At 65.4% G+C, this 24,895-nt stretch carries 23 protein-coding genes, 1 tRNA gene, 1 pseudogene and 1 riboswitch; of the genes and pseudogenes, 7 read left to right on the top strand and 18 right to left on the bottom strand.

What is annotated here, in order from left to right; genetic code table 11:
* Positions 1-10: 10 nt before the first annotated feature.
* The 7 genes from KF796_13445 to KF796_13415 all read right to left on the bottom strand — a co-directional run bounded on the left by KF796_13445 (position 11) and on the right by KF796_13415 (position 5,479).
* The gene (locus KF796_13445) at positions 11-2,053 is read right to left on the bottom strand and encodes a PAS domain-containing protein (protein ID MBX3587637.1); all 2,043 of its coding nucleotides are present in this window, start codon (positions 2,051-2,053) and stop codon (positions 11-13) included.
* A 116-nt stretch (positions 2,054-2,169) separates the two neighbouring features.
* Entirely contained in the window at positions 2,170-2,757 is a 588-nt protein-coding gene (locus tag KF796_13440) for a TIGR00730 family Rossman fold protein (protein MBX3587636.1), read from the bottom strand.
* Positions 2,754-3,137, bottom strand: a complete 384-nt coding sequence (locus KF796_13435; protein MBX3587635.1) for a diacylglycerol kinase — start codon at positions 3,135-3,137, stop codon at positions 2,754-2,756. The genes KF796_13440 and KF796_13435 overlap by 4 nt, the downstream gene beginning before the upstream one ends.
* A gap of 31 nt (positions 3,138-3,168) precedes the next feature.
* The gene (locus KF796_13430; protein ID MBX3587634.1) at positions 3,169-3,720 is read right to left on the bottom strand and encodes an RDD family protein; all 552 of its coding nucleotides are present in this window, start codon (positions 3,718-3,720) and stop codon (positions 3,169-3,171) included.
* A gap of 15 nt (positions 3,721-3,735) precedes the next feature.
* Positions 3,736-4,314, bottom strand: a complete 579-nt coding sequence (locus KF796_13425; GenBank protein ID MBX3587633.1) for a DUF3106 domain-containing protein — start codon at positions 4,312-4,314, stop codon at positions 3,736-3,738.
* Positions 4,315-4,478: 164 nt separating this feature from the next.
* Positions 4,479-4,916 (bottom strand): DUF3619 family protein, encoded by a 438-nt coding sequence (locus KF796_13420; protein ID MBX3587632.1) that lies wholly within the window; start codon positions 4,914-4,916, stop codon positions 4,479-4,481.
* Positions 4,913-5,479 (bottom strand): RNA polymerase sigma factor, encoded by a 567-nt coding sequence (locus KF796_13415; protein MBX3587631.1) that lies wholly within the window; start codon positions 5,477-5,479, stop codon positions 4,913-4,915. The genes KF796_13420 and KF796_13415 overlap by 4 nt, the downstream gene beginning before the upstream one ends.
* 292 nt (positions 5,480-5,771) lie before the next feature.
* On the opposite strand from KF796_13415, the gene KF796_13410 reads away from it, so the two are divergent.
* The 7 genes from KF796_13410 to KF796_13380 all read left to right on the top strand — a co-directional run bounded on the left by KF796_13410 (position 5,772) and on the right by KF796_13380 (position 14,759).
* On the top strand, positions 5,772-7,547 hold the full coding sequence (locus KF796_13410) for an acetolactate synthase 3 catalytic subunit (protein ID MBX3587630.1): 1,776 nt from the start codon (positions 5,772-5,774) through the stop codon (positions 7,545-7,547).
* A 147-nt stretch (positions 7,548-7,694) separates the two neighbouring features.
* A complete protein-coding gene (gene ilvN, locus KF796_13405) occupies positions 7,695-8,186 on the top strand; it encodes an acetolactate synthase small subunit (protein MBX3587629.1) in 492 nt (163 codons plus the stop codon).
* A 38-nt stretch (positions 8,187-8,224) separates the two neighbouring features.
* Positions 8,225-9,241 carry a ketol-acid reductoisomerase gene (gene ilvC, locus KF796_13400; GenBank protein ID MBX3587628.1) on the top strand — a complete coding sequence of 339 codons (1,017 nt, stop codon included), beginning with the start codon at positions 8,225-8,227 and terminating at the stop codon, positions 9,239-9,241.
* Between the two features lie 87 nt (positions 9,242-9,328).
* Positions 9,329-10,138, top strand: a complete 810-nt coding sequence (gene pssA / locus KF796_13395; GenBank protein MBX3587627.1) for a CDP-diacylglycerol--serine O-phosphatidyltransferase — start codon at positions 9,329-9,331, stop codon at positions 10,136-10,138.
* Between the two features lie 191 nt (positions 10,139-10,329).
* Complete coding sequence (gene leuA, locus KF796_13390; protein MBX3587626.1) at positions 10,330-12,009, top strand: 2-isopropylmalate synthase; 1,680 nt, start codon at positions 10,330-10,332, stop codon at positions 12,007-12,009.
* Positions 12,010-12,046: 37 nt separating this feature from the next.
* Positions 12,047-13,585: a 2-isopropylmalate synthase gene (locus KF796_13385; GenBank protein MBX3587625.1), complete on the top strand. Its 1,539-nt coding sequence runs from the start codon at positions 12,047-12,049 to the stop codon at positions 13,583-13,585.
* A 118-nt stretch (positions 13,586-13,703) separates the two neighbouring features.
* Entirely contained in the window at positions 13,704-14,759 is a 1,056-nt protein-coding gene (locus tag KF796_13380) for a serine hydrolase (protein MBX3587624.1), read from the top strand.
* A gap of 56 nt (positions 14,760-14,815) precedes the next feature.
* On the opposite strand, the gene KF796_13375 is transcribed toward KF796_13380, so the two are convergent.
* The 11 genes and pseudogenes from KF796_13375 to KF796_13325 all read right to left on the bottom strand — a co-directional run bounded on the left by KF796_13375 (position 14,816) and on the right by KF796_13325 (position 24,894).
* Complete coding sequence (locus KF796_13375) at positions 14,816-15,604, bottom strand: IclR family transcriptional regulator (protein MBX3587623.1); 789 nt, start codon at positions 15,602-15,604, stop codon at positions 14,816-14,818.
* A gap of 84 nt (positions 15,605-15,688) precedes the next feature.
* Positions 15,689-16,450 (bottom strand): arginyltransferase, encoded by a 762-nt coding sequence (locus KF796_13370; GenBank protein ID MBX3587622.1) that lies wholly within the window; start codon positions 16,448-16,450, stop codon positions 15,689-15,691.
* Positions 16,447-17,199 (bottom strand): leucyl/phenylalanyl-tRNA--protein transferase, encoded by a 753-nt coding sequence (aat, locus tag KF796_13365; protein ID MBX3587621.1) that lies wholly within the window; start codon positions 17,197-17,199, stop codon positions 16,447-16,449. The genes KF796_13370 and aat overlap by 4 nt, the downstream gene beginning before the upstream one ends.
* Positions 17,200-17,313: 114 nt before the next feature.
* Positions 17,314-17,487: pseudogene (locus KF796_13360) on the bottom strand (plasmid stabilization protein).
* A gap of 312 nt (positions 17,488-17,799) precedes the next feature.
* A tRNA-Asn gene (locus tag KF796_13355) sits at positions 17,800-17,875 on the bottom strand.
* A gap of 35 nt (positions 17,876-17,910) precedes the next feature.
* Entirely contained in the window at positions 17,911-20,082 is a 2,172-nt protein-coding gene (locus KF796_13350; protein MBX3587620.1) for a TonB-dependent siderophore receptor, read from the bottom strand.
* Positions 20,083-20,151: 69 nt separating this feature from the next.
* Positions 20,152-20,261: riboswitch (TPP riboswitch) on the bottom strand.
* Positions 20,262-20,304: 43 nt separating this feature from the next.
* Positions 20,305-21,405 carry an NAD(P)/FAD-dependent oxidoreductase gene (locus KF796_13345; GenBank protein ID MBX3587619.1) on the bottom strand — a complete coding sequence of 367 codons (1,101 nt, stop codon included), beginning with the start codon at positions 21,403-21,405 and terminating at the stop codon, positions 20,305-20,307.
* A 22-nt stretch (positions 21,406-21,427) separates the two neighbouring features.
* Positions 21,428-21,757 carry a ferredoxin family protein gene (locus KF796_13340; GenBank protein ID MBX3587618.1) on the bottom strand — a complete coding sequence of 110 codons (330 nt, stop codon included), beginning with the start codon at positions 21,755-21,757 and terminating at the stop codon, positions 21,428-21,430.
* A gap of 103 nt (positions 21,758-21,860) precedes the next feature.
* On the bottom strand, positions 21,861-23,219 hold the full coding sequence (locus KF796_13335) for a sulfate adenylyltransferase (protein MBX3587617.1): 1,359 nt from the start codon (positions 23,217-23,219) through the stop codon (positions 21,861-21,863).
* Positions 23,219-24,151: a sulfate adenylyltransferase subunit CysD gene (cysD, locus tag KF796_13330; GenBank protein MBX3587616.1), complete on the bottom strand. Its 933-nt coding sequence runs from the start codon at positions 24,149-24,151 to the stop codon at positions 23,219-23,221. Before cysD ends, KF796_13335 begins: the two co-directional genes overlap by 1 nt.
* Positions 24,148-24,894, bottom strand: a complete 747-nt coding sequence (locus KF796_13325; GenBank protein MBX3587615.1) for a phosphoadenylyl-sulfate reductase — start codon at positions 24,892-24,894, stop codon at positions 24,148-24,150. Before KF796_13325 ends, cysD begins: the two co-directional genes overlap by 4 nt.
* Position 24,895: the final 1 nt, after the last annotated feature.

Genomic DNA, 24,895 nt, shown 5'->3' with positions numbered 1-24,895 from the left:
CCGCCAGGGCTCAATCCGGGGCGTGACGCCCCAGCGTGAAGCGGAAGGTGGCGCCCTGGCCGGGCGCCGATTCACCCCAGACCCGGCCGCCATGCATGGACACGATGCGCCAGACATTGGCCAGCCCGATGCCGGTGCCCGGGAACTCATCCTGGCGGTGCAGGCGCTGGAAGGCGCCAAACAGCTTGTCCGCATAGGCCATGTCAAAGCCCACGCCGTTGTCCGACACCCGGAAGACGGCTTCGCCGTTCGCACCTTGCTCCACCCCGACGCTGATCACCGCGCAGTCGGTGTGGGCCGAGAATTTCCAGGCGTTGCCAATCAGGTTGTCCATGACCAGTTGCAGCAGGCGCGGGTCGCCCCAGATGCGGATCTGGTCGGGCACCTGCAGCATCGCCTGCCGGCCGCTGTCATGCTGGCGGCAGGCGTCGAACGCGGCGCGCGCCAGGGGCACGAGGTCCATGGACTCCCAGCGCAGCTCCGCGCGCGACACGCGTGACAGCGCCAGCAGCGCGTCGATCATGTCCTGGGTCTGCACCAGCCCGGCGCGCATGCGGGCCAGGTAGTGGCGCATCTTGTCTGTCACCGCATCGCCCAGTGATTGCTCCAGCGCGTGCTGGAATCCGCTGATGGCCGCCAGCGGTGAACGCAGGTCGTGCGCCACCGAGTACGAGAACGCGCTGAGCTCGCGGTTGGCGGCCTCGAGCTGGGCGGTGCGCTCGCCCACGCGCTGCTCAAGCTCGGCGTTCAGCCGCAGGATCTCGTCCTGCGCCTCGTGGCGCGCGCTGGCGTCGCGAAAGTAAATGGTCAGGCCCTGGGGCGACGGGCAGGCGTGCACTTCGAGCCAGGCACCCAGCGGCTCGTAGAAGTCCTCGAACTCCACCGTCCGCTGCTCGCGGATGGCGCGCTGGTACTGCTGTTCAAAAATCGAGCCCTTGCCGTCAGGAAACTCCACCCACATGTTGGCGCCCAGCAACTCGTGGCGCGGTCGCTTGAGCACCCTTTCGGCCTCGCGGTTGATATAGGTGAAGCGCCACTGGGGGTCCACGGTGACCAGCGCGTCGGTCATGCTTTCGAGGGTTTCGGCCAGGCGGGCCGCGAGTTGCCGGGTTTCGTCCTCGGCCGCCTTGCGCGCGGTCACGTCGCGCGACACGCTCAGCACGCTGTCCACGCTGCCGTCCTCGGCGCGCAACGGGACCGAGTGGTTGTCCATCCAGCGGACGGCGCCGCTGCGCGTGAGCGCGCGGTACTCGAGCTGGCCGTTGCCGCCCGCGGCCACCCGGTCGTGCAGGGTCCGGTAGTCGCTCTGGTCCTCGGGGTGGATGAAGCCCAGCACCGGCAGCCCGCGGACCGCCTCCAGCGACGGGGCCTCGATGGCGCGCAGGCCGGCGGGGTTGATGTCGAGCACGCGGGCGTCCAGCGAGATGGTCTTCACGCACTCGGGTTCGGCGTTGATGAGCGCGCGCAGGCGCGCTTCGCTGGCCCGCAGGGCGGCTTCGGCCTGGCGCCGCTGGACGTCGCGCTGGCGGGCCTGGACGGCGAACGAGAAATTGTCCGCCAGCGCCGTGAGCAGAGACAGCTCGTCGGCATCGAAATACCCGGGTTCTGCGGCGTAGACCAGGAACACCCCCACGGACTGGTCCGAGAACCGGATGGGAAAGGCGCCGCAACTGCGAAAGCCCCGAGCCAGGGCCTGGTCGCGCGAGCCGAAGAACTGGCCACTGGCCTCGATGTCATTGCACACGGAGGGCCGGCCGGTGCGGAAGGCCTCGCCACCGGGGCCCTGGCCCGCAAGCTGGGTGGCATCGGTGGTGACCTGAACGGCCTCGAGGTAGCCGTCGTCACGGCCCCAGCGGGCCACCACCCGAAGCGTCTCGCCGGGAACGGACGCCAGCCCCACCCAGGCCATCAGCAGGCCGCCGTCTTCCACCGCGATGCGGCAGGCTTCCTCATAGAGCAGGGTCTCGTCGGCAATGCGGACAATCGCCTGGTTGATGCCGCTGGAAACGGCATACAGGCGATGGATTCTGTGAATCTTGTCAGCACTGGACATGGTGGCCCGATCGCTGCCTTTCCCTGGAAAGAGTCATTCTTTCACCAGCGCAGTATAGGCTTGCGGGGCCATCCCGGGCGACTATTTGGACGCCGGCCCCGGGGCACGGCGGCGGTTCAGATCTGCGAAGCCTGCAGCCGGCCGGTGGACTGGCCCGCTGCCTGCACCACGGCTTCGAGCAGCCGCTGCGCATCGGTGTCCACCTTCAGCAAGCCCATCTGCCAGTCGCCCATGAAGCCCTGCTGCACGGTGGACTGCAGGAACGCAAGCAGGGCGTCGTAGTAGCCCCCGGCATTGAGCAGGCCCACGGGCTTGTCGTGGTAGCCCAGCTGGCGCCAGGTCCAGACCTCGAACAGCTCCTCGAAGGTGCCGATGCCCCCGGGCAGCGCCACAAAGGCGTCGGCGCGCTCGGCCATCATGCGTTTGCGGTCATGCATGCTCTCGACCACATGCAGTTCGGTGCAGTCGCGCTTGGCCCATTCCTTCTCGACCAGCGCCCTGGGAATGATGCCCACGACGCGGCCGCCGGCGGCCAGGGTGGCGTCGGCCACCACGCCCATCAGGCCGTTGTTGCCGCCGCCATAGACCAGTTGCCCGCCGTGTCCGCCGATCCAGGTTCCGACCACGCGGGCCACGGCGGCAAAGGCCGGGTCCGTGCCTGGCCGCGAGCCGCAATAGACGCAGACTGAAAAGGCCGGGTTCATGCCGCGAAACGGTGCCACAGGGCCGCGGCCCAGATGCCCGCGCACATCAGCAGGCTCAGCAGCACGGCGGCGCTGCCCATGTCCTTGGCGCGCTTGGACAGGTCGTGCCATTCGGGCCCGATCCGGTCAATGGCGGTCTCGATGCCGGTGTTCAGCAGTTCCACGATCATGAGGATCAACACCGAGCCCGCCAGCAGCGCCACCTCGACCCAGCTGCGCCCCAGCCACAGCGACGCGGGCAGCAGCACGATGGCCGCGATGGCTTCCTGGCGGAATGCGGTTTCGCCCCAGCCGGCGCGCAGGCCCTCCAGTGAGTAGCCGGTGGCGTGCCAGACGCGGTTGAATCCGGTCCGGGCCTTTTGGGGATTGACGTCGATCATGGCGGGATTGTCGCGCAGCCAGATGACGGCCTCATTTGCTCAGGGGAGGCGAGGAGACCAGGCGCGTGCCGGCCAGCGCGTCGTGCCAGAACTGCTGCTGCGGATGAAAGCGGCTCAGCAGGGCCCAGACCGCCACCCAGCCGCCGAGGATCACCACCGATTCGCCACCGGACAGGCTGAACGGGGCGATGGCCGCGAGCGGCGGCAGGAACCAGAGCCAGCACAGCGCATAGCGCGCCAGTGCCCGCCACTGGCTGACCGGTTGGCCAGCGGTGTCCACCACACGGATGTCCCAGGTCTTCATGGCCAGGGTCTGGCCGTGGGCCCAGAACCAGGTGAAATAGATGCCGAACACCACGAACAGGAAGGCCTGCAGCAGGTGCCGGCGCTCGTCCATGGCATTGCGCATCTGCCCCAGGGTGCTGAACAGCCAGCCCGCAACGAAGACCACGGCGAACAGCAGGATGCCTTCGTAGAGCCAGCAGGCCATGCGCCGGCGCAGCGGGGGCGCGGCGAGTGCGGGTCGGGAAGAAGGCGTGTCAGGTCCGGGCGCCGGGGCGGGCCCGTCAGTCAGGTCGGTCATCAGTGGTTGCAGGGCTCAGTGGGTCTGCGCAGGGGCAGCCGGTGTCGAGCCAGGCGGCTGTTGCGGCAAGAGCGTATTGTGATCGACCGGCCCCGGGCCGGCCGCGGCGGGGGCTTTCGGGTCGGCGCCTCGGTCCTTGCCGATCTTGGCCAGTTTCTGGGGAGGCACAGGCTTGACCGCGGCGGCCACGCCCTTGGGTTTGGGGTCCGCGCGCGCAGCGAGCTTCTGCTTTTCTTCGGCGCTGAGCGACTGGTAGGCCGCCCATTTGGCCTTTTTATCGTCGGGCGAGAGGCGCTTGGTGTTGGCAAAGTTCAGCCGGGCCTGGGTGCGCTGCTGGGGGCTCAGGGCCACCCACTCGGTCATGCGGCTGTGCAGCTTGGCCTGTTCGTCGGGGGCCAGCTTGGGGTAGTTCCTGGCCAGGGCAATCCACTTGCGTTTCTGGCCCTCGCTGAGCTTGTCCCACTGCGCGGCCAGCGGCTGCAACGATTGCTGCTGCGCGGCAGAGAGCTCTTTCCAGCCGGAGCCGACGGGTGCCTTGGCCGGTCGCGGCGCCGAGGCTCGGGCAGCGGCTGGCCTGGCCACCGTGGCGGGCATATTGGTCGCGGGCGGCGTGGCCGGGCTTGGGGCTGGGGATTGCGCAAGCACGCCGGTCGAGGCGCCTGCCAGCAGCAGCGCGCCCACCGCCAACGACAGGGCAGGGACAGGGCGGCGCAAGGCAGTAGCGGCGGCACAGGCCGCGGCGGAAAGGACCATGGTGCCTACAGTTCCCGCTCGCCGCCGGCCTTGAGGAACTGGATGAAGCCCGGATCGGCGTAGGCCGACGGGGGCAGGTCGTCAATCAGCAGGGCGGCGTCGACCTCGGCCACCTCCTGCGCGCGGTTTTCATTCTGGATGACATTGATGGCGATCAGGCCCGCCGCCAGCATGACCAGGGGCAGGGTGGAGGCCACGCGGCCCCACCAGCCGAGGTGGTCGCCGTCAAAACCCAGGGTGGCGGCGCCGCCGGACATCGATACCACGCGCACGGGGCGTACCTTGAGCACCTTGCGCTGCGCCAGCGCCCGCACGCGCGAGGCACGCAGGCGCTCGGCGATGTCGTAGGGCAGGTCGTCGGCGCCCTCGGACAGGCGCGCCGCCAGGCGCAGGCCAAGGCGGTCCTGCTGCAGCTGGGTCTGGTGTTGGATCGAATTGCTCATGTCTGGATTCCCTTTGCCTTCAGAGCCTTGCTGAGGGCCTGGACTGCCCTGGAGCAGTGCGTTTTGACACTGCCTTCGGAACAGCCCATGGCCGCGGCCGTTTCCGCCACGTCCATCTCCTCCCAGTAACGCAGGAGGAAGGCTTCCCGTTGACGACCGGGCAGTTGTTGTATTTCAGCCTCGATCTCACGCAATATCTGGGCCCGGCCCAGCGACTGCTCGCTGCTTTCAGCGCCTTGAGAGCCGTCGGAGGCTGCATAAGTTTCCAGCAAATCGAAATCCCCGTCATCCGACCCGGATTCGAAGTCGCTCATGTTCGAAAACAGGGCGTTGCGCGTTTTCTGGCGCCGGAACCAGTCCAGCATGCAGTTGGACAGGATGCGCTGGAACAGCATGGGCAGCTCGGCCGGCGGCTTGTCGCCATAGTGCTCGGCCAGCTTCATCATGCTGTCCTGCACGATGTCCAGCGCCGCCTCGGTGTCCCTGACGTGGTACAGGGCGCGCTTGAAGGCCCGCTTTTCAACGCTTTTGAGGAGCTCGGAGAGTTCTTGTTCGGTAGCCAAAGGTCGGCAGCTGGGCAGCGTTCTCGGAGGGAGGGCCTTGATCCTGTTCCGGCGGCAAGGGCCCCGGACAGCGTGCGGGAAACCGCAAATTATGGCATCGCCCCGGGCGGTTTGTGGCGCTACGGGCGCGGCAGTGCGATAATCGGCGCTGCAAGTCAAAAGGCAAACGAGCCCTGATCCGGCGGTGCAAGCAGCCCGCCCATGGTTTTGGCTCTAAGTCCCGACCCACTCCACAAGAGCACGGCAAGGGGCACCCAAGGTTTTTCGTCAGAGAAATTCACAAAGGTTGATCATGGAAATTTCAAAGGCCGAAATCTCGGCGGCAGCGGCATCCGCTTCATCCCATTCGCAGGAACTGCGCGGTTCCGAAATCCTCGTCAAGGCGCTTCAGGCTGAAGGCGTCAAGTACATCTGGGGTTACCCGGGTGGCGCGGTCCTGCACATCTACGACGCGTTCTACAAGCAGGACACCATCCAGCACGTGCTGGTGCGCCACGAGCAGGCCGCCGTGCACGCGGCCGACGGCTATGCCCGCGCCACCGGCGACGTGGGCGTGGCGCTCGTTACATCGGGGCCCGGCGTGACCAACGCCATCACCGGCATCGCCACCGCCTACATGGACAGCATCCCGATGGTGATCATCACCGGGCAGGTCCCGGTGGCCGCCATTGGCCTCGATGCGTTCCAGGAATGCGACACCGTGGGCATCACGCGTCCGATCGTCAAGCACAACTTCCTGGTGAAGGACGTGCGTGACATGGCCATGGTCATGAAAAAGGCCTTCCACATCGCCCGCAGCGGCCGTCCCGGCCCGGTGGTGGTGGACATCCCCAAGGACGTGTCGTTCAACAAGACCACCTATGCCGGCTACCCGGAATCGGTGGAAATGCGCTCGTACAACCCCGTGCGCAAGGGCCATGGCGGCCAGATCCGCAAGGCGCTGCAACTGCTGCTCAATGCCAAGCGGCCCTACATCTACACCGGCGGTGGCGTGCTGCTGGGCAATGCCACGCAGGAACTGCGCACCCTGGTGGACCTGCTGGGCTATCCCTGCACCAACACGCTGATGGGCCTGGGCGCCTACCCGGCCAGCGACCGCAAGTTCCTGGGCATGCTGGGCATGCACGGCACCATCGAAGCCAACAACGCCATGCAGAATTGCGACGTGCTGCTGGCCGTGGGCGCGCGCTTTGACGACCGCGTGATCGGCAACCCCAAGCATTTCGCGCAGAACGAACGCAAGATCATCCACATCGACATCGACCCGTCGAGCATCTCCAAGCGCGTCAAGGTGGACATCCCCATCGTGGGCGACGTCAAGGAAGTGCTGGCCGAGCTGATCGCCATGGTGCGCGAGAGCGATATCAAGCCCGACGCCGGTGCCCTGGGGGGCTGGTGGGAAACCATTGACGGCTGGCGCAAGCGCGACTGCCTCAAGTACGACCGCAACAACAAGGAAGTCATCAAGCCCCAGTACGTCGTCGAGACGCTGTGGAACATGACCAGGGACGCCGACACCTACATCACCTCCGACGTGGGCCAGCACCAGATGTGGGCGGCCCAGTACTACCGCTTTGACGAGCCGCGCCGCTGGATCAATTCCGGCGGCCTGGGCACCATGGGCGTGGGCATCCCCTACGCCATGGGCATCAAGCTCGCCAAGCCCGACAGCGAGGTCTATTGCATCACCGGTGAGGGCTCGGTGCAGATGTGCATCCAGGAACTGTCCACCTGCCTGCAGTACAACACGCCAATCAAGATCGTCTCGCTGAACAACCGCTACCTGGGCATGGTGCGCCAGTGGCAGGAGCTGGACTACGAAGGCCGCTACAGCCACAGCTACATGGACGCGCTGCCCAACTTCGTGAAGCTGGCCGAGGCCTATGGCCACGTCGGCATGCTGATCGAGCGGCCGCAGGACGTGGAGCCCGCGTTGCGCGAGGCGCGCAAGCTCAAGGACTGCACGGTGTTCATGGATTTCCGCACCGACCCCACCGAGAACGTGTTCCCGATGGTCAAGGCCGGCGCCGGCATCACCGAAATGCTGCTGGGATCGGAAGATCTTTAGGCCTGGATATAAAATGGGGCTGTAGTCCGCGTCCAGCGGGCATATTCAGCTATCAGTTCAATAGCAAACCCGGACGAATCTATTGCTTGCCAAGCCCGTGCATTACCGTGCATGGGGGAGGGCGGCGAAAAGAGGAGTCTTCAAATCATGAAACACATCATTGCTGTCCTGCTGGAAAACGAGCCCGGCGCTCTTTCCCGCGTGGTGGGCCTGTTCTCGGCCCGTGGCTACAACATCGAATCGCTCACCGTGGCGCCGACCGAGGATGCCTCGCTGTCGCGCATGACGATCCAGACCACCGGTTCGGACGACGTGATCGAGCAGATCACCAAGCACCTGAACCGCCTGATCGAAGTGGTCAAGGTGGTCGACCTGACCGAAGGCGCCTACACCGAGCGCGAGCTCATGATGGTCAAGGTGCGCGCGGTGGGCAAGGAGCGCGAGGAGATGAAGCGCATGGCCGACATCTTCCGCGGCCGCATCATCGACGTGACCGAGAAGAGCTACACCATCGAACTCACGGGCGACCAGGGCAAGAACGACGCCTTCCTTGAGGCGATTGACCGCAGCGCCATTCTCGAAACCGTACGCACGGGCTCCAGCGGCATTGGCCGGGGCGAGCGCATCCTGCGCGCCTGAACATTCTTTTCACATCAACGATTTCAACAGGAGAAACCATGAAGGTTTATTACGACAAGGACTGCGACCTGAGCCTGATCAAGGGCAAGACAGTCGCGATCATCGGCTACGGTTCGCAGGGCCATGCCCATGCGCAGAACCTCAACGACAGCGGCGTCAAGGTCGTGGTCGGCCTGCGCAAGGGCGGGGCTTCGTGGCCCAAGGTCGAGAAGGCAGGCCTGAAGGTCGCGGAAGTGGCTGACGCGGTCAAGTCGGCCGACGTGGTCATGATCCTGCTGCCCGACGAGCAGATCGCCAACGTCTACAAGAACGATGTCGAGCCCCACATCAAGTCCGGTGCTTCCCTCGTGTTCGCCCACGGCTTCAATGTGCACTACGGATTCGTCACGCCCCGCGCCGACCTGGACGTGTGGATGGTGGCCCCCAAGGCCCCGGGCCACACCGTGCGTGGCACCTACGCCCAGGGCGGCGGCGTGCCCCACCTTGTGGCCGTGCACCAGGACAAGAGCGGCAAGGCCCGTGACCTGGCCCTGTCCTACTCCATGGCCAATGGCGGCGGCAAGGCCGGCATCATCGAGACCAACTTCCGCGAAGAAACCGAAACCGACCTGTTCGGTGAGCAGGCCGTTCTGTGCGGCGGCACCGTCGAGCTGATCAAGGCGGGCTTCGAGACGCTGGTGGAAGCCGGCTACGCGCCTGAAATGGCGTATTTCGAGTGCCTGCACGAGCTCAAGCTGATCGTGGACATGATCTATGAAGGCGGCATCGCCAACATGAACTACTCGATCTCGAACAACGCCGAGTACGGCGAGTACGTGACCGGCCCGCGCATCGTGACGGAAGAGACCAAGAAGGCCATGAAGCAGTGCCTGAAGGACATCCAGACCGGTGAGTACGCCAAGAGCTTTATCCTGGAAAACAAGGCCGGCGCCCCGACGCTGCTGAGCCGCCGCCGCCTGACGGCCGAGCACCAGATTGAAACCGTGGGCGAAACCCTGCGCGCGATGATGCCCTGGATCAAGAAGAACAAGCTGGTGGACCAGACCCGCAACTGATCCTTGCGCCTGCAGTCAATGAAAAGGAAAGGCCACCCCCGGGTGGCCTTTTGACATTTTCGGGCGGCGCTGACTTAAACTCATCGAATGAACAACGATCCCCGGCACACCGTGGTGGATGGCGTGGTGGTGCGCAAGCGCCGCAAGGGCATCTACATCCTGCCCAACCTGTTTACCCTGGCCGCACTGTTTGGCGGCTTCTACGCCGTGGTGATGGCCATGAACGGGCGCTTTGACATGGCCGCGGTCGGCGTGTTCGCGGCCATGATCCTGGACAGCCTGGACGGCCGCGTGGCCCGCATGACCAACACCCAGAGCGCGTTTGGCGAGCAGATGGACTCGCTGTCCGACATGGTCTCGTTCGGCGCGGCGCCCGCGCTGATTGCCTATGAGTGGGCGCTCAAGGGCCTGGGCCGCTGGGGCTGGTTCGCGGCCTTTGTCTACTGCGCCTGCGCGGCGCTGCGGTTGGCGCGCTTCAACGTCAACACCGGCGTGGTCGACAAGCGCTATTTCCAGGGCCTGCCGTCTCCGGCGGCCGCCGCCCTGGTGGCGGGTTTCATCTCGCTCATGACCGAACTTGGCGTCAAGGGCTACGACGCCGCCTGGTTCATGTTTGCCTTTGCGCTGTATGCCGGGCTGACCATGGTCACCAACGTGCCGTTCTACAGCTTCAAGGATGTGCAGATGAAGCGCAGCGTGCCGTTTGCCGTGATCGTGCTGATCGCGCTGGGCATCGCGGTGATCAACATCCACCCGCCCACGGTGCTGTTCAGCCTGTTCGTGGTCTATGGCCTGAGCGGCTATGTGGTTTATGGCTGGCGCCGCTTCAAGGGCCAGCAAACCAGTGTGATCAGCACGTCGACCGACGAGCCTGACGAGCGCGGCCTGCACAAGTGAAGAACGGCCGGACTGTTGACATGCGCCAACTTGTGCTAAAGTAATTCGATGCACCACATTTCGCTGGCCCTACTGCTATCCCCCAACGGGCGGAGACGGTAGCGCACGCGCATTTCCCGATCAACGGCCCGTTTGCACCAGCAGCGGGCCGTTTTTCTTGGGCTGCTGGTTTTTTGAACCGAGAACCCACCATGTTGAAACAACCAGCCAGCAAATACCCTTCGTTCAAGCCCATCGGCCTGCGCGACCGGACGTGGCCGGATGCGGTCCTTACCCAGGCCCCCATCTGGCTCAGCACGGATCTGCGCGACGGCAACCAGGCCCTGATCGAGCCCATGGACCCGCTGCGCAAGCTGCGCATGTTCCAGATGCTTGTGAAGATCGGCTTCAAGGAAATCGAGGTCGGCTTCCCGGCGGCCTCGCAAACGGACTTTGACTTTGTCCGCAAGCTCATCGACGAAAATCTCATTCCCGACGATGTGACCATCCAGGTGATGACGCCGGCGCGCGAGGAGTTGATCGGTCGCACCGTCGAGTCGCTGGCCGGCGCGCGACGGGCCATCGTGCATGTGTACAACGCCGTGGCACCGGTCTGGCGCCGCGTCGTGTTTGGCCTGGAAGTGCCTGAGGTCATGGCGTTGATCGAGCACCATGTCACGATGATCCGGCACCTGACCGACCAACAGCCCGACACCGAGTGGGTGTTGCAGTACTCGCCCGAAACCTTCTCGATGGCCGAGCTCGAGGTCTCGCTGCAGGCCTGCGAGACCGCCATCGCGGCCTGGGGGCCGGGCCGCCCGATCATCCTGAACCTGCCCACCACGGTGGAAAACGCCACGCCGAACATTTTTGCCGACCAGATTGAATGGATGTGCAGAAAACTCAAGCACCATGCTGGCGTGGTGATCTCGGTGCACCCGCACAATGACCGCGGAACCGGCGTGGCGGCCGCCGAGCTCGCGTTGCAGGCGGGCGCGCACCGTGTCGAGGGCTGTTTGTTCGGCAATGGTGAACGCACGGGCAATCTGGACCTGGTCAATGTGGCGTTGAACCTCTATACCCAGGGCGTGTCGCCCGGACTGGACTTCTCCGACATTGATTCGATCCGCAGCACCGTGGAGTACTGCAACCAGTTGCCGGTGCATCCGCGCCACCCCTATGCGGGGGACCTGGTTTACACCTCGTTCTCGGGCTCGCACCAGGACGCCATCAAGAAGGCCTTTGCCGTGCGCAGGGACAGCGATGCCTGGGACATTCCATACCTCCCCATCGACCCGAAAGACCTGGGGCGCAGCTACGAGGCCGTGATCCGGGTCAACAGCCAGTCGGGCAAGGGCGGCATTGCCTACCTGCTCGAAAGCGAATACGGGCTCGAGTTGCCGCGCCGGCTGCAGATCGAGTTCAGCCAGGTGGTGCAGGGCGTGACCGACACCTCGGGCAAGGAGCTCACGGGCCGGGATCTGTGGCAGCTCTTCGAGCGTGAATACGGCCTGGATGGCACCGCGGCGCCGCACCACAAGGTCACCGAGCAGGCGGATGGCAGCGTGGTCATGACCGCGAATGTGCTGCTCAACGGGCAGCACCATGAATTCGAGTGCGGTGGCACCGGTCCCATCGACGCATTTGTGAGCGGCATGGCGCAGTCCACGGGCCAGGCCATCCGCGTGCTGGACTACCACGAGCATGCGGTCGGCGAGGGCGCGGATGCGCGGGCCGTGGCCTACCTGGAGTTGCGCGTCAACGACCGCACCCTGTTCGGCGTTGGAATGGACACCAACATCGTGGCCGCATCGCTCAAGGCCATACTCTCGGGTTGGCAACGCGCACAATCCATGGCTTCGACGGCCCCCGCCGATGCCATGGCGGGTTGACAGGCCCGGGACAGAGACAGCAGAAAGAGGAACTCCCATGACCGACAAACTCATCATTTTTGACACCACCCTGCGCGACGGCGAACAGTCGCCCGGGGCCTCCATGACCAAGGACGAGAAGCTGCGCATCGCGCGCCAGCTGGAGCGCCTGAAGGTGGACGTGATCGAGGCCGGCTTTGCCGCCAGTTCGAATGGCGATTTTGAAGCCGTGCAACTGATCGCCAACGCCATCAAGGACTCGACCATCTGCTCGCTGTCGCGGGCCAATGACCGCGACATCTCGCGGGCCGCCGAGGCCCTCAAGGGTGCCAACCGGGCCCGCATCCACACCTTCATTGCCACGTCGCCGCTGCACATGGAAAAAAAGCTGCGCATGACGCCCGAGCAGGTGCTGGAGCAGGCCAGGCAGTCGGTGCGCTTTGCCCGCAACCTGTGCGCTGACATCGAGTTCTCACCCGAGGACGGCTATCGCAGCGAGATGGACTTTTTGTGCCGTGTGCTCGAGGCGGTGATCGCCGAAGGCGCCACCACCATCAACGTGCCTGACACCGTGGGCTACGCCGTGCCCGAGCTGTATGGCAGCTTCATCAAGACCCTGCGTGAACGCGTGCCCAACAGCGACAAGGCGGTCTGGTCGGTGCATTGCCACAACGACCTGGGCATGGCCGTGGCCAACTCGCTGGCCGGCGTGAAGATCGGCGGCGCGCGTCAGGTCGAGTGCACCATCAATGGCCTGGGCGAACGCGCGGGCAACTGCTCGCTTGAGGAAATCGTCATGGCGGTGAAGACCCGCAAGGACTACTTCAACCTCGAGATGAACATTGACCCGATCCACATCGTGGCGGCCAGCCGCATGGTCAGCCAGACCACCGGCTTTGTGATCCAGCCCAACAAGGCCGTGGTGGGCGCCAATGCCTTCGCGCATGCCTCAGGCATCCACCAGGACGGTGTGCTCAAGGCCCGTGACACCTACGAAATCATGCGCGCCGAGGACGTGGGCTGGAGCGCCAACAAGATCGTGCTGGGCAAGCTCAGCGGCCGCAATGCCTTCAAGCAGCGGTTGCAGGAACTGGGCGTGGCCATGGAGAGCGAGGCCGACATCAACACCGCCTTTGCGCGCTTCAAGGAACTGGCCGACCGCAAGAGCGAGATTTTTGACGAAGACATCCTGGCCCTGGTGAGCGACGAAAGCGTCACGCACGAGAAAGAGCAATACGGTTTTGTCTCGCTGTCGCAACACAGCGAAACCGGCGAGCGACCCCATGCGGCGGTGGTCTTTACCGTGGGCGGCAAGGAAGTCCGTGGCGAATCCGATGGCAACGGCCCTGTCGATGCCTCCCTCAAGGCCATTGAAACGCACGTCAAAAGCGGCGCTGAAATGGTGCTCTATTCGGTGAACGCCATCAGCGGTTCCACCGAGAGCCAGGGGGAAGTGACGGTGCGCCTGCAGAACTCGGGCCGGGTGGTCAATGGCGTGGGAGCCGACCCGGACATCGTGGTTGCATCGGCCAAGGCTTATCTGAGCGCGCTCAACAAGTTACAAAGTAAAGCTGATCGTGTGGCGGCCCAAGGCTAGGGTAACTACGTAGAATTGATCCCCTGGTTTAGGAAAGTCGCGCAAGTCTTTGATCTTGCGCGACTTTTTTTGGGGATGTAAACTCCGACCGTTCCCGCAGCGTTGAGGAGTTTCGTCAATGGTCCATCATGCCGCCACCGCATCGAGAAAAACTTTGAATCGCCTCCTACACATCCTTGCAATAGTCACTCTGGGCACCGCACTGGCCGTGCCTTCGGCGCAGGCGGCGGGCCGAGACAAAGCGGGCGTCAAGAAAAGCAGCAAGAGCAGCATCGTGTCCAAGCGGCGCGTGTCGCGCACGCTGCCCGTGGTCAAGCGCCGTCATGTGATCCGTGCTGCCGTGCCGGCACGGCCTTCATTCGGGCAACTCGCGGGCCTGCACTCCACCGAAGACCTGCTGGACCTCAAGTCCAGTGTGGCTCTGGTGATCGATCAGGACACCCGTGAAGTGCTGTTGAGCAAGAACGACTCCGCGGTCCTGCCCATTGCGTCCCTCACCAAGCTCATGACCGGCCTGCTGCTCAGCGAGGCCAAGCTGCCGATGGACGAGATGATCACCATCACGCAGGATGACGTTGACACAGAAAAAGGCAGTTCCTCGCGCCTGCGCGTGGGCACCACGCTCAGCCGCGGTGAGTTGCTGCATCTGGCCCTGATGTCCAGCGAGAACCGCGCCGCGCACGCGCTGGGCCGCACCTACCCCGGTGGCCTGGATGTGTTCGTGGGCCTGATGAATGCCAAGGCGCGCCAGATCGGCATGCATGACACGCGCTACGTGGAACCCACGGGCCTGTCCAGCCAGAACCAGTCCAGCGCCAAAGACCTCGCCACGCTGGTGAATTTTGCGTACAACGACCCGCTGCTGCGTGAACTGTCCACCTCGCCGGGCTACCAGGTGGCCGTGGGCAACCGCACCCTGCAATACAACAACACCAACCGGCTCGTGAAGAACCCCGACTGGGACATTGGCCTGCAGAAAACCGGCTACATCTCTGAAGCGGGCCAGTGCCTGGTCATGCAGGCGAAGATCGCCGGGCGCAAGCTGATCATGGTGTTTCTGGATTCGGCCGGCAAGCTGAGCCGCCTGGGCGACGCCGAGCGCGTGCGCCGCTGGGTGGAGTCCAACCCGCCCGTCATCGCGCCCAGCACGATGATCCGTCAGGTCAGCGGCTAGGTTCCTTCGCGGGTAAAGACCGGCCGGCGCCGATCGCGCCGCCAATTCAACGGGCCCTAGCGGCCCGTTGCTGTTTTGTAACCCAGCGCGGCCGAGATTTCAGCCGCCGTGGTCTGCAGCTTGGGCAGCCAGCCTTCGTCCAGCCGGTCGGCCGGCGCCGAGATCGACAGGCCAGCCACCAGCTTGTTCTGGTCGTCGTAGATGCCGGCCGCCATGCAGCGCACGCCCAGCTCCAGTTCCTCGTTGTCACGCGCCAGGCCGTACTGGCGGGCCTTGGCCAGTTCGCGCTCCAGCACGGGCAACTGCGTGATGCTGTTGCGCGTGTGGCCTGCCAGGCCGGTGCGCGTGGCGTAGGTGCGCACGCGTTGGGGGTCATCGGCGGCCAGGAACAGCTTGCCGGTGGAGGTCAGGTGCAGCGGCGCCCGCCCGCCAATGGCGCGCACCACCTGCATGCCCGAGCGCTCGCTGTAGGCGCGTTCGATGTAGACGATCTCGTCGCCCTGGCGCATGCTCAGGTTCACCGGTTGCTGGATCAGCTTGTGCAGCTCGCGCATGGGCACAAGGGCGGCATCGCGCACGTTCAGGCGCCCCTTGACGAGGTTGCCCAGCTCCAGCAGGCGCATGCCCAGCCGGTAGTTGCCGGCCTCGGGCCGGTCCACAAAGCGGCCGGTGGCCAGGTCGTTCAGGATGCGGTGGGTGGTGGACGGGTGCAGCCCCGTTTTCTCGCTGATTTCCTTGAGCGAAATCGCCTCCTCGCGCGACGCCAGCACATCGATCAGCGAAAACATCCGCTCGATGACCTGGATGGTGGGCGTGGCTGGAACGCTCGGATCAGACTTTCTCATGGGCTTCCCAGATTTGGACAGCCGTGATTTTACCTTGTGAAATTATAAGGGGTTGTGACACTGTGCCAAGACCCCGGGCCGGGCTCAGCTGGCCGGTGCGTCGCCCGCCATGGATTCGGCCATCCATTGGCCATCCACCAGCGTTTCGTGGGGCCGAAAACGCGCCTTGTAGTTCATCTTGGGGCTCTGGCCGATCCAGTAGCCCAGGTAAACATGGGGCAGGTTCAGGCGGCGTGCCTGCTCGATCTGCCACAGCACGCTGAAGGTGCCATAGCTGGCCGCCGCGTCGGGCTCATAGAACGTGTACACGGCTGAAATGCCGTCGTTCAGCACGTCGAGGATGGACACCATGCGCAGCGCACCCGTGCTGCCGTCCGCCGTGGCATCGCGAAACTCCACCAGCCGCGAGTTGACCCGGCTTTGCAGCAGGAACTGGGTGTACTGGTCGATGCTGTCGTGGTCCATGCCGCCGCCCGCGTGGCGCCCGGTCTGGTAGCGCAGGTACAGGTGGTAGTGCTCGGGCACAAAGCACAGCTTGAGCACCCGGGCCTGCAGCCCGCTGTGCTGGGTCCAGGCGCGGCGCTGGCTGCGGTTGGGCGCAAAGGTTTCGGTGAGCACACGCAGCGGCACGCAGGCGCGGCAACCGTCGCAATAGGGGCGGTAGGTGAACATGCCGCTGCGCCGGAACCCGCCCGTGACGAGGTCTGAATACGTGTCGTTGTGGATCAGGTGGCTGGGTGTGGCCACCTGCGAGCGTGCCTGCCTGCCCGGCAGGTAGCTGCACGGGTAGGGCGCCGTTGCATAAAACTGCAAGGTCTGGAGCGGAAGATCCTTGAGGTGCGTCACGCTGAAACCGGAGGTTGCAGGAGGTGCGTCCAGTATACGGGCTCCCACCGCCAGACCGGCCCCGGCTGCGTGCGGGCTTTTGCCACATGCGTCACGAAACCGGCGCGCGGCACCTCGTGCGCGCCCAACGAGGCCAGATGGCGCGTGTTCTGCTGGCAGTCCACCCGCGTGATGCCGTGCGCGCGGCAGAACGCCACCAGCGCCGCCAGCGCCACCTTGGACGCATCGGGCACCCGTGTGAACATCGACTCGCCAAACACCGCGCGGCCCAGTGCCACGCAATACAGCCCGCCCACCAGCTCGCCGTTCAGCCAGGCCTCCACGCTGTGCGCAGACCCGGCCGCGTGAAACGCCTGGTAGGCCTGCACCATGTCCGGCACGATCCAGGTGCCGTTTTGCCCCGGCCGCGGGCTGCCCGCGCAGGCGCGGATCACCTCGTCAAAGGCACTGTCCATGCGGATCTCGAACGCCGGGTCATCACGCAACCGCGCCAGCGTCTTGCGCAGCGAGCGGTGGAGCCGGAACGAGCTGACGTCCAGCACCATGCGCGGGTCCGGGCTCCACCAGAGAATGGGCTGCCCTTCGCTGAACCAGGGGAAGATGCCGGCGCCATAGGCGCGCGCCAGTGTGGGCACATCCAGCGTGCCACCGGCGGCCAGCAGGCCGGGGGCGGGATCGCCGGCACCCCAAGCCAGCGCAGTGTCTGGAAACGGGTCGCCGGGGTCGAGCCAGGGCAGGGGTGGTTGCATCGAACGCATAAAAAGCCTGCAACGACTGCGTTGCAGGCCTTATTGTGGCGGCTGCCGCCGCCGGTCTTGCGGGTCATGAAGCCTTGCGGTGGGCGAGGCTCGCCCGCCATGGTTTCTCTTTCGACCCGAGCCACTCTTGTTGCCGCCCCCGCTGTCCTTGTTGACCGTGGCCCACGCGCGTCGTTCGGCTTCGCTGGATGCGATCCCGTGCCTCTTGTATCCGTCTTCGATATGCTGCGCCTTGCGCTTCTGCTTGTCGGTGTAGGAAGATTTGTCGCCCTGAGGCATGGTGCTCTCCTGAATGTGGATGAATATTCAGGGTAGTTTGCACCTTGGGATGAGGACGGCAGAGACGCACCCTCCTGCATGTCAGGCGCGGCCGACAAACGGCTGCGAACCGAATTTGAATGCAATCCATGTTGTCCCATCTCGATCACATTTCAGTCATCGCGCCAAGCCTTGAAGCTGGTGCCGCCTGCGTCAAGGACTGCCTTGGCATCCTGATCGCCCAAAGAAAAAGCCAACACAGTTCGCAATGAACAGATGTTGGCTTCTGGTGGTTTTGCCCTTGAGAATCCGTTCTCAAAAGGCGATTGACTCTGGCTCCTCGACCTGGGCTCGAACCAGGGACCTACGGATTAACAGTCCGGCGCTCTACCGACTGAGCTATCGAGGAACAGCCTCAGATTATAGCGTCATTTTTCGCCGTTTTTAAAGTGCGACGGTCATCGAGAGGCGAATTGTGCGTGCGGCCCCCGGGTACAGGTACACGTGGCCAAACTGGTAGGGCGATTCTTTCCAGAAGCGCTTGTCAAAAACGTTTTCGATGCCCATGGTCCAGGTGGTGGCGCGGCCGGCGGTGTGGGTCTGGTAGCGCAGCGCCGCATCAATGCGGTTCCACGCGGGCAGCATGATGGATTCGTCAGGCAGCACGGCGCGCTTGCCCTCGTGCGACAGCTGGCCCTGCAGCTCCAGCCCTTGAACGGCGGGCACCTTCCACGCCACCATGGCACGCACCACGTTGTCGGGCACGTTGGTGGGGCGCTTGCCATTGATGGCGGGCTCGGCCACGCTGCCCTGGCGTTTGGCGCTGAGCAGGGTCACCCCGCCGCCCAGGCGCCAGGGGCCGCTGGCCCATTGGGCATTGGCCTCCAGGCCGCGGTGCACGGCCTCGCCGTCGTACTGGCCCAGGCAGGGCGTGATGCCCAGGCGGCTGCAGGCGTCCAGGTTGCTCATGGGGCGCTTGATCTGGAAGGCGGCCACTTGCCAGTTGAAGCCGTTCTGACCGCCCTTCAGGCCCAGCTCAAGCTGCTTGGACTTGAGCGCGGGCAGGGCCACGCCGGCATTGCTGTACTGCGCGGCGCGGTTGGGCACCACCTGCGACTCCACGCCTTCGCCATAGCTGGCGTACACGGTGGCGTCATTGGCCAGCTTGTAGCTGGCGGCCAGCCAGGGGGTGGTCAGGCCGTCGCTGTACGAGGTGGCGCGCGAGCCGTTGGTGCGGATGCTGTCGCGGTCCAGCCGGGTGTGGCGCAGGCCCAGCCAGGTGGTCAGGCGCGGCGTCCAGTGGATGGCGTCCTGCATCGACAGCTCCAGCGACTTTTCATCGCGGTTGGTGCTCTCGTCGGTCAGCGACGGGTCGGCTGGCACCACGGCCGTGCCTTGCACATTGCCGGTGCCCACATAGTTGAAGGCCTGCTGCTGGAAGCGGTTGCGCACCGTGCTGTGCTGCAACCCGAACGACAGGTCGTGCTGCACGGTGCCGCTCTTCACGCTGCCCTTCAGGCCCAGGCTCGCGGCCTGCTGGCGGCGGCGCTCGTTCTCGCTGCGAAAGTCATAGAAGTCAAAGGTGCCGTCGGAGCAATAGCGGTCGTAGTTGCCCTCGGTGCCGCAGCCAAAGGCGTAGGCCAGCCGGTCGTTGGTCTTGAGCGTCTGGCTGCCCAGCTGGGCCGACCAGCGCCACTGGCTGTTGATGGCCTGATCAAAGCGCAGCGTGCCGGTCAAGGCGTCAAAGTCCGACGGCTGCGACCACGGCTGGTTGTTGAAGTTCAGGCGCGGGTCCACGGGCGCGGGCAGGCGGTTGCCCAGCAGGCTGAAGCCGGCCTGGCTGGGCTGGGACTTGTGGCTCCACTCCACTTCGGCGGCCAGCACCGAGTCGGCGTTGATGCGCCAGTCGGTGGCCAGCGCCACAAGCTGGCGGTTGCCGTCGAGCGCGCGGGTCAGCGGGCGCAGGTTCTCGCTGGCCACATTGAGGCGGTAGCCAAAGGCACGGCCGGTACCAAAGCGTCCGCCCAGATCCACCGCGGCCAGCACGCTGGAGCGGCTGGTGGCCTCGAGCGTGACCTCGCGCAGGTTATTGTTGGTGGGGCGCTTGACCACGTAGTTGACCAGGCCGCCGGGCGCGCTGGTGCCGGCCTGGATACCACTGGTGCCCTTGAGGATTTCCACGCGCTCCTTGTTGTCCAGCGGGATGGTGGTCTCGGCGCTGATGGGCAGGCCCTCGCGCCGGTAGTTGAAGCGGTTGTCCAGCGTGAAGCCGCGGATGCTCAGAAAGTCCCAGTAGCCGGGCGAGTTGTAGGCGTCGGTCACCGACGAATCAAACTGCGTGAGGTCGGCCAGCCGCCGCGCGCCGCTTTGCTGCAGTTGCTCGCGCCCCACCACGGTGGCCGACAGCGGCACGTCCTTGAGCGGCAGGTCGCCAAAGCCGGTGATGTCGGCCTGGGGCGGCGCGGTGAGCTCGTTGACGGTCACGGCCTTGAGCGTGGCGTCTTGCGCGGCCGCGGGGTTTGCTGTCAGGAATGTAGCAGCCAGTGCCGATGCAATGGGCGCTAGCGGCCAGTTGGGCCTGGAAGAGTGGCGGAATGCGGGCTTCAGATGTGCCATGACGTTTGTCTTTCAACGCAATGGCAGGTCGGCTTGCTGTGACGGAGGAATGCCCGGGAGAAATGGGCGCCGCCTGTGAGCTTGCTTCCCTGCGCGAGGATTACCTCAATCAGGTTCAAAGGGACTTTCTCAGTCGCTGCGCTGCAATTTGCAGTGCGGCAACACCCCTAGCGAATGCGTTCTTGTGAACGCGGTGCAAATTATAGAGGCCGTGAACCGGCCTCAGTCGAACACCGGGCTCTCCACCCCCAGCACCTTGTGCAGCTTGGGGCTGGTGGTGGTGTACTGCAGGTGGACTTTCTTGTCCGGGAACACGAAAGGCGCGGCGCCAAAGGCGGCCAGCGCGCATTCATGGAAGCCGCTGAGGATCAGCTTCTTCTTGCCCGGGTAGGTGTTGATGTCGCCCACGGCAAAGATGCCGGGCACGCTGGTGGAAAACTTCTCGGTGTCCACCTTGAGCTGCTTGCGCTCGATGTCCAGGCCCCAATCGGCGATGGGGCCAAGCTTGGGGCTCAGGCCAAAGAACACCAGCAGCATGTCCAACGGCACCACGCGCGTCACGGCGTCGGAGCCCGTGACCTTGACGCCGGTGAGGCGGCCGTCTTTTTCCTCGTAGCCCGTGACCTGGCCCACGATGAACTGCATCTGCAGCGCCTCGCACAGCGCGTGCATTTTGGCCACGCTGGCGGGCGCGGCCTGGAAGCCGTCGCGCCGGTGGACCAGGATCACGCTTTCGGCCCGGTGCGGCCCGTCCTTGGCAAACTCCAGCGCCCAGTCCAGCGCCGAGTCACCGCCGCCCAGGATCACGAGGTTTTTGCCGGCAAAGTCGGCCGGGTTTTTCACGCGGTAGTGCAGTTGCGTGCCTTCGAACCGGTCCAGGCCATCGACCTTGAGGGTGCGCGGCTGGAACGCGCCCACGCCCGCCGCGATGAACAGCGTGCGGGTGATGAACTGCGTGCCGCGCGAGGTGGCCACAAAAAACCGGCCGTCGTCCTGGCGTCGCACCGTGGTGACTTCCTGGCTGAAATGGAAGGTCGCGCCAAACGGCTCGATCTGCTTGAGCAGGCTGTCGGTCAGTTCCTGGCCGGTGCACACGGGCACGGCGGGGATGTCGTAGATCGGCTTGTCGGGGTACAGCTCCACGCATTGCCCGCCGGGGTAGGCCAGCGAGTCGATCACATGCGCCTTGATTTCCAGCAGGCCCAGCTCGAACACCTGGAACAGGCCCACCGGGCCCGCGCCGACGATCACGGCGTCGGTCTCGATCGGGCCGTCGTGGGCGGCAGCGGTGTTGATCACTTCCTGGCTGAGTTGGGGTTCCATGGATCCGCGGGCAACCGGGGGCTCAGCGCACGAGTTCGCTGAGCTTGCCGGTCTTGTCCTTCCAGTCGTCGGCGTCGGGCAAGGGTTCTTTGCGCTTGGTGATGCTTTTCCAGCCGGCCTGCTGGGCCAGCTCGGCGTTGAGCTTGATGAAGGGGATCTGGTCGGCCGGCACGTCTTCCTCGGCGTAAATCGCGTTCACCGGGCACTCGGGAATGCAGACGGCGCAGTCAATGCACTCATCGGGGTCGATGGTGAGGAAGTTCGGCCCCTCGCGGAAACAGTCCACGGGGCAGACGTCCACACAGTCGGTGTATTTGCAGCGGATGCAGGCTTCGGTGACGACGTGGGTCATTGGAGTTTGGGGTGCTTTGGGGGGAAACCCTTGATTTTATTGGGTTTCCCCCGCAGGAGGATGAAAGCGTAGCCTCGTTGCCCGAGGGGTCGCTTGATGCAGGTCAGTGAATCAGCACGGCGCCGGCCGTTTTGTGGCTGGCGGTGTCCACCAGCACCAGCGAGCCGAGCACCCGCGAGCGGGTGTAGGGCAGGGTGGCCAGGGGCTCCTGCAGCGCGATTTCCACATGGCCGATGGCGTTGGGTGGCAGCTCGGTGGCGTCTTCCTCGGCCAGGGTGTTCACGTCGAGCCGGTGCACGATGCGCTTGATCCTGGCCTTGACCCAGCGGTGGCCGTGCAGCGCCCAGTAGACGCGGCCCGCCACCAGCGGCTCGTCATCAAGCCAGGCCACGGTGGTGCTGATCTCGCGGCGCGGCTCGAAGGCCGGCGCGCTGCTGCCTTGCGGAGCGGCCAGCAGCCAGTCGCCGCGCGACACGTCGACCTCGCGGTCCAGCACGATGCCGGCGCTGTGGCCGGCCGCAATGGCCTTGGGCTGGCGCGCATGGTCCAGCACCTGGGCCACGGTGGCGGTCTGCCCGCCGGGCAGCACCGTGACCTGCTGGCCCGGCTGCACGCCACCCGTGGCCACGCGGCCCCAGAACACACGGCGGCCCTGCGAGGTGTCGGACGACGACGAAAATTTTTCCACCCACTGCACCGGGAAGGCAAAGGCCTCGGTGGTTTCGGTGGGCGTGGCGGGCAGTTGCTCCAGCAGCTCCAGCAGCGACAGGCCCTCATAGCCGCACCAGCCCGGCTCGGGCGTGACCACGTTGTGGCCCTTGAGCGCCGAGATCGGCACCACGGCGCGCACCGGGATGCCCGCGGCCTGGGCGAAGCGCTGCAGCGCGGCACCGATGTGGGCAAAGGCCAGCGCCGGGTCGGCCACGGCGTCGAGCTTGTTGACCGCGAACACGATGGACGGCACGCGCAGCAGGTTCACCAGCAGCGAGTGGCGGCGGGTCTGCGGCAGCAGCTCGAGTGCCGGGTCGGCCCAGGCGAGCTTGGTGGCGTCCACCAGCACCACGGCGGCGTCGGCGCTGGAGGCGGCCGTGACCATGTTGCGGGTGTACTGCTCGTGGCCCGGCGCATCGCCAATGATGAACTTGCGCCCCGGCGTGGCGAAGTAGCGGTAGGCCACGTCGATGGTGATGCCCTGTTCGCGCTCGGCGCTCAGGCCGTCGGTGAGCAGGGCCAGGTCGGTCTCGCCGGCGCGCTGCACGCCGGCCAGCTGGTCCTGCAGCACGGCCTTGCTGTCCACCAGCAACCGGCCGATCAGGGTGCTCTTGCCGTCGTCCACCGACCCGCAGGTGATGAATTTCAGCGCCGCTTCATGGTCGTGGACCTGACCCGTTCGGGCTGAGCCGGTCGAAGCCGCGGCTTGCCCTTCGACAGGCTCGGGGCGAACGGTGGTGTTGGCAGTCATCAGAAATACCCGTCTTTCTTGCGCTTCTCCATCGAAGCGTCGGAAGTCTTGTCGTCCATGCGGGTGGCGCCGCGTTCGCTCACGTCCACCGACAGGGTCTCGATCACCACGTCGGCCGCGTTGGCGGCCGGGCTGTCCACCGGGCAGGTGCAGGTGATGTCGCCCACGGTGCGAAAGCGCACGGTGCGGGTCTGCACCTGCTCGCCCGCGCGCGGCGGCGTGAGTCCGGTCACGGGCACCAGCAGGCCCTTGCGTTCCACCACCTCGCGCTGGTGGGCGTAGTAGATCGAGGGCAGGGCAATGTTCTCGCGCTCGATGTACTGCCACACGTCCAGCTCGGTCCAGTTGCTGATCGGGAACACGCGGAAATGCTCGCCCGGGTGCAGCCGGGTGTTGAACAGGGTCCACAGCTCGGGCCGCTGGGCCTTGGGCTGCCACTGGCCAAAGCTGTCGCGGTGGCTGAAGATGCGCTCCTTGGCGCGGGCCTTTTCCTCGTCGCGGCGGGCGCCGCCGATCAGCGCGTCAAAGCGGAACTCCTCAATCGCCTCGAGCAGCGTGACCGACTGGTGCACGTTGCGGCTCTCGCCCGGGTGGGCCAGCCGCACGGTGCCGCGGGCCATGGAGTCTTCCACGCTGCGCACGATCAGCTCGGCGCCCAGCTCCCTGGCGCGCAGGTCGCGGAAATCGGTCACTTCCGGGAAGTTGTGGCCGGTGTCGATCATCAGCAGCGGGTAGGGGATGCGGCCCTTGCCAAAGGCTTTTTCGGCGCACTTGAGCATCACCAGCGAGTCCTTGCCGCCCGAGAACAGCAGCGTGGGCCGCTCGAAGGCGGCGGCGACCTCGCGCAGGATGAAGATGGCTTCTTCTTCCAGGGCGTCCAGGTGGCGGTTGCTCAGATGGGTCAGCAATTGGGGTTCGGTACGCGCGTTCATGCCGCAGTTTCTTCCTGAGTATCTATGTTTTTCACGTGCAGGCCGCACTCCTTGGCGGCTTCGTCTTCCCACCACCAGCGCCCGGCGCGGAAATCCTCGCCCAGGCTGATGGCGCGGGTGCAGGGCGCGCAGCCAATGCTGGGGAAGAACTCGTCATGCAGCGGGTTGTAGTCCACCTGGTGGAGCTGGATGTAGTGCCACACGTCGCCCCAGGTCCAGGCCGCGAGCGGGTTGAACTTGACGCGGCCGGTCTGGCCCTCGTCGCTGGCGTCGATCAGCGGCACGTCGGCACGCGCCTGCGACTGCTCCTTGCGCAGGCCGGTGACCCAGGCGCGCTGGCCCGCCAGCGCGCGCTCCAGCGGCTCGATCTTGCGGATGTGGCAGCAGGCCTTGCGCAGCTCGATGCTCTTGTACATCGCGTCCTTGCCCTCGCGGCCCACGAACTGGATCACCGCCTCGTTGACCGGGCGGTACACCGTGACCGGCGCGCGCGAGCTGGCCTGGGTGCGCTCCAGCAGGGCCAGCGTCTGCGGGTGCAGCATGCCGGTGTCCAGCACGAACACCGGGATGTCCAGTTCCAGGCTGTTGATCAGGTGGGTGATGACCACGTCCTCGGCGCCCAGGCTGGAGGCCTGGGTGACGGGCGAGTAGGCGCAGGCGGCGCGGCGCAGCAGGGCCCTGGCCTCGGCGAGCTTGACGTCGAAGTCCTTGGACGCGCGGGCGTGCAGGTCGATCGCTCCCATG

Source organism: Ramlibacter sp. (assembly GCA_019635435.1).
GTDB lineage: Bacteria > Pseudomonadota > Gammaproteobacteria > Burkholderiales > Burkholderiaceae_C > JAHBZM01.
Note: the sequence above shows the minus strand (reverse complement) of the source record. Positions and strands in the feature narration are given on the sequence as shown.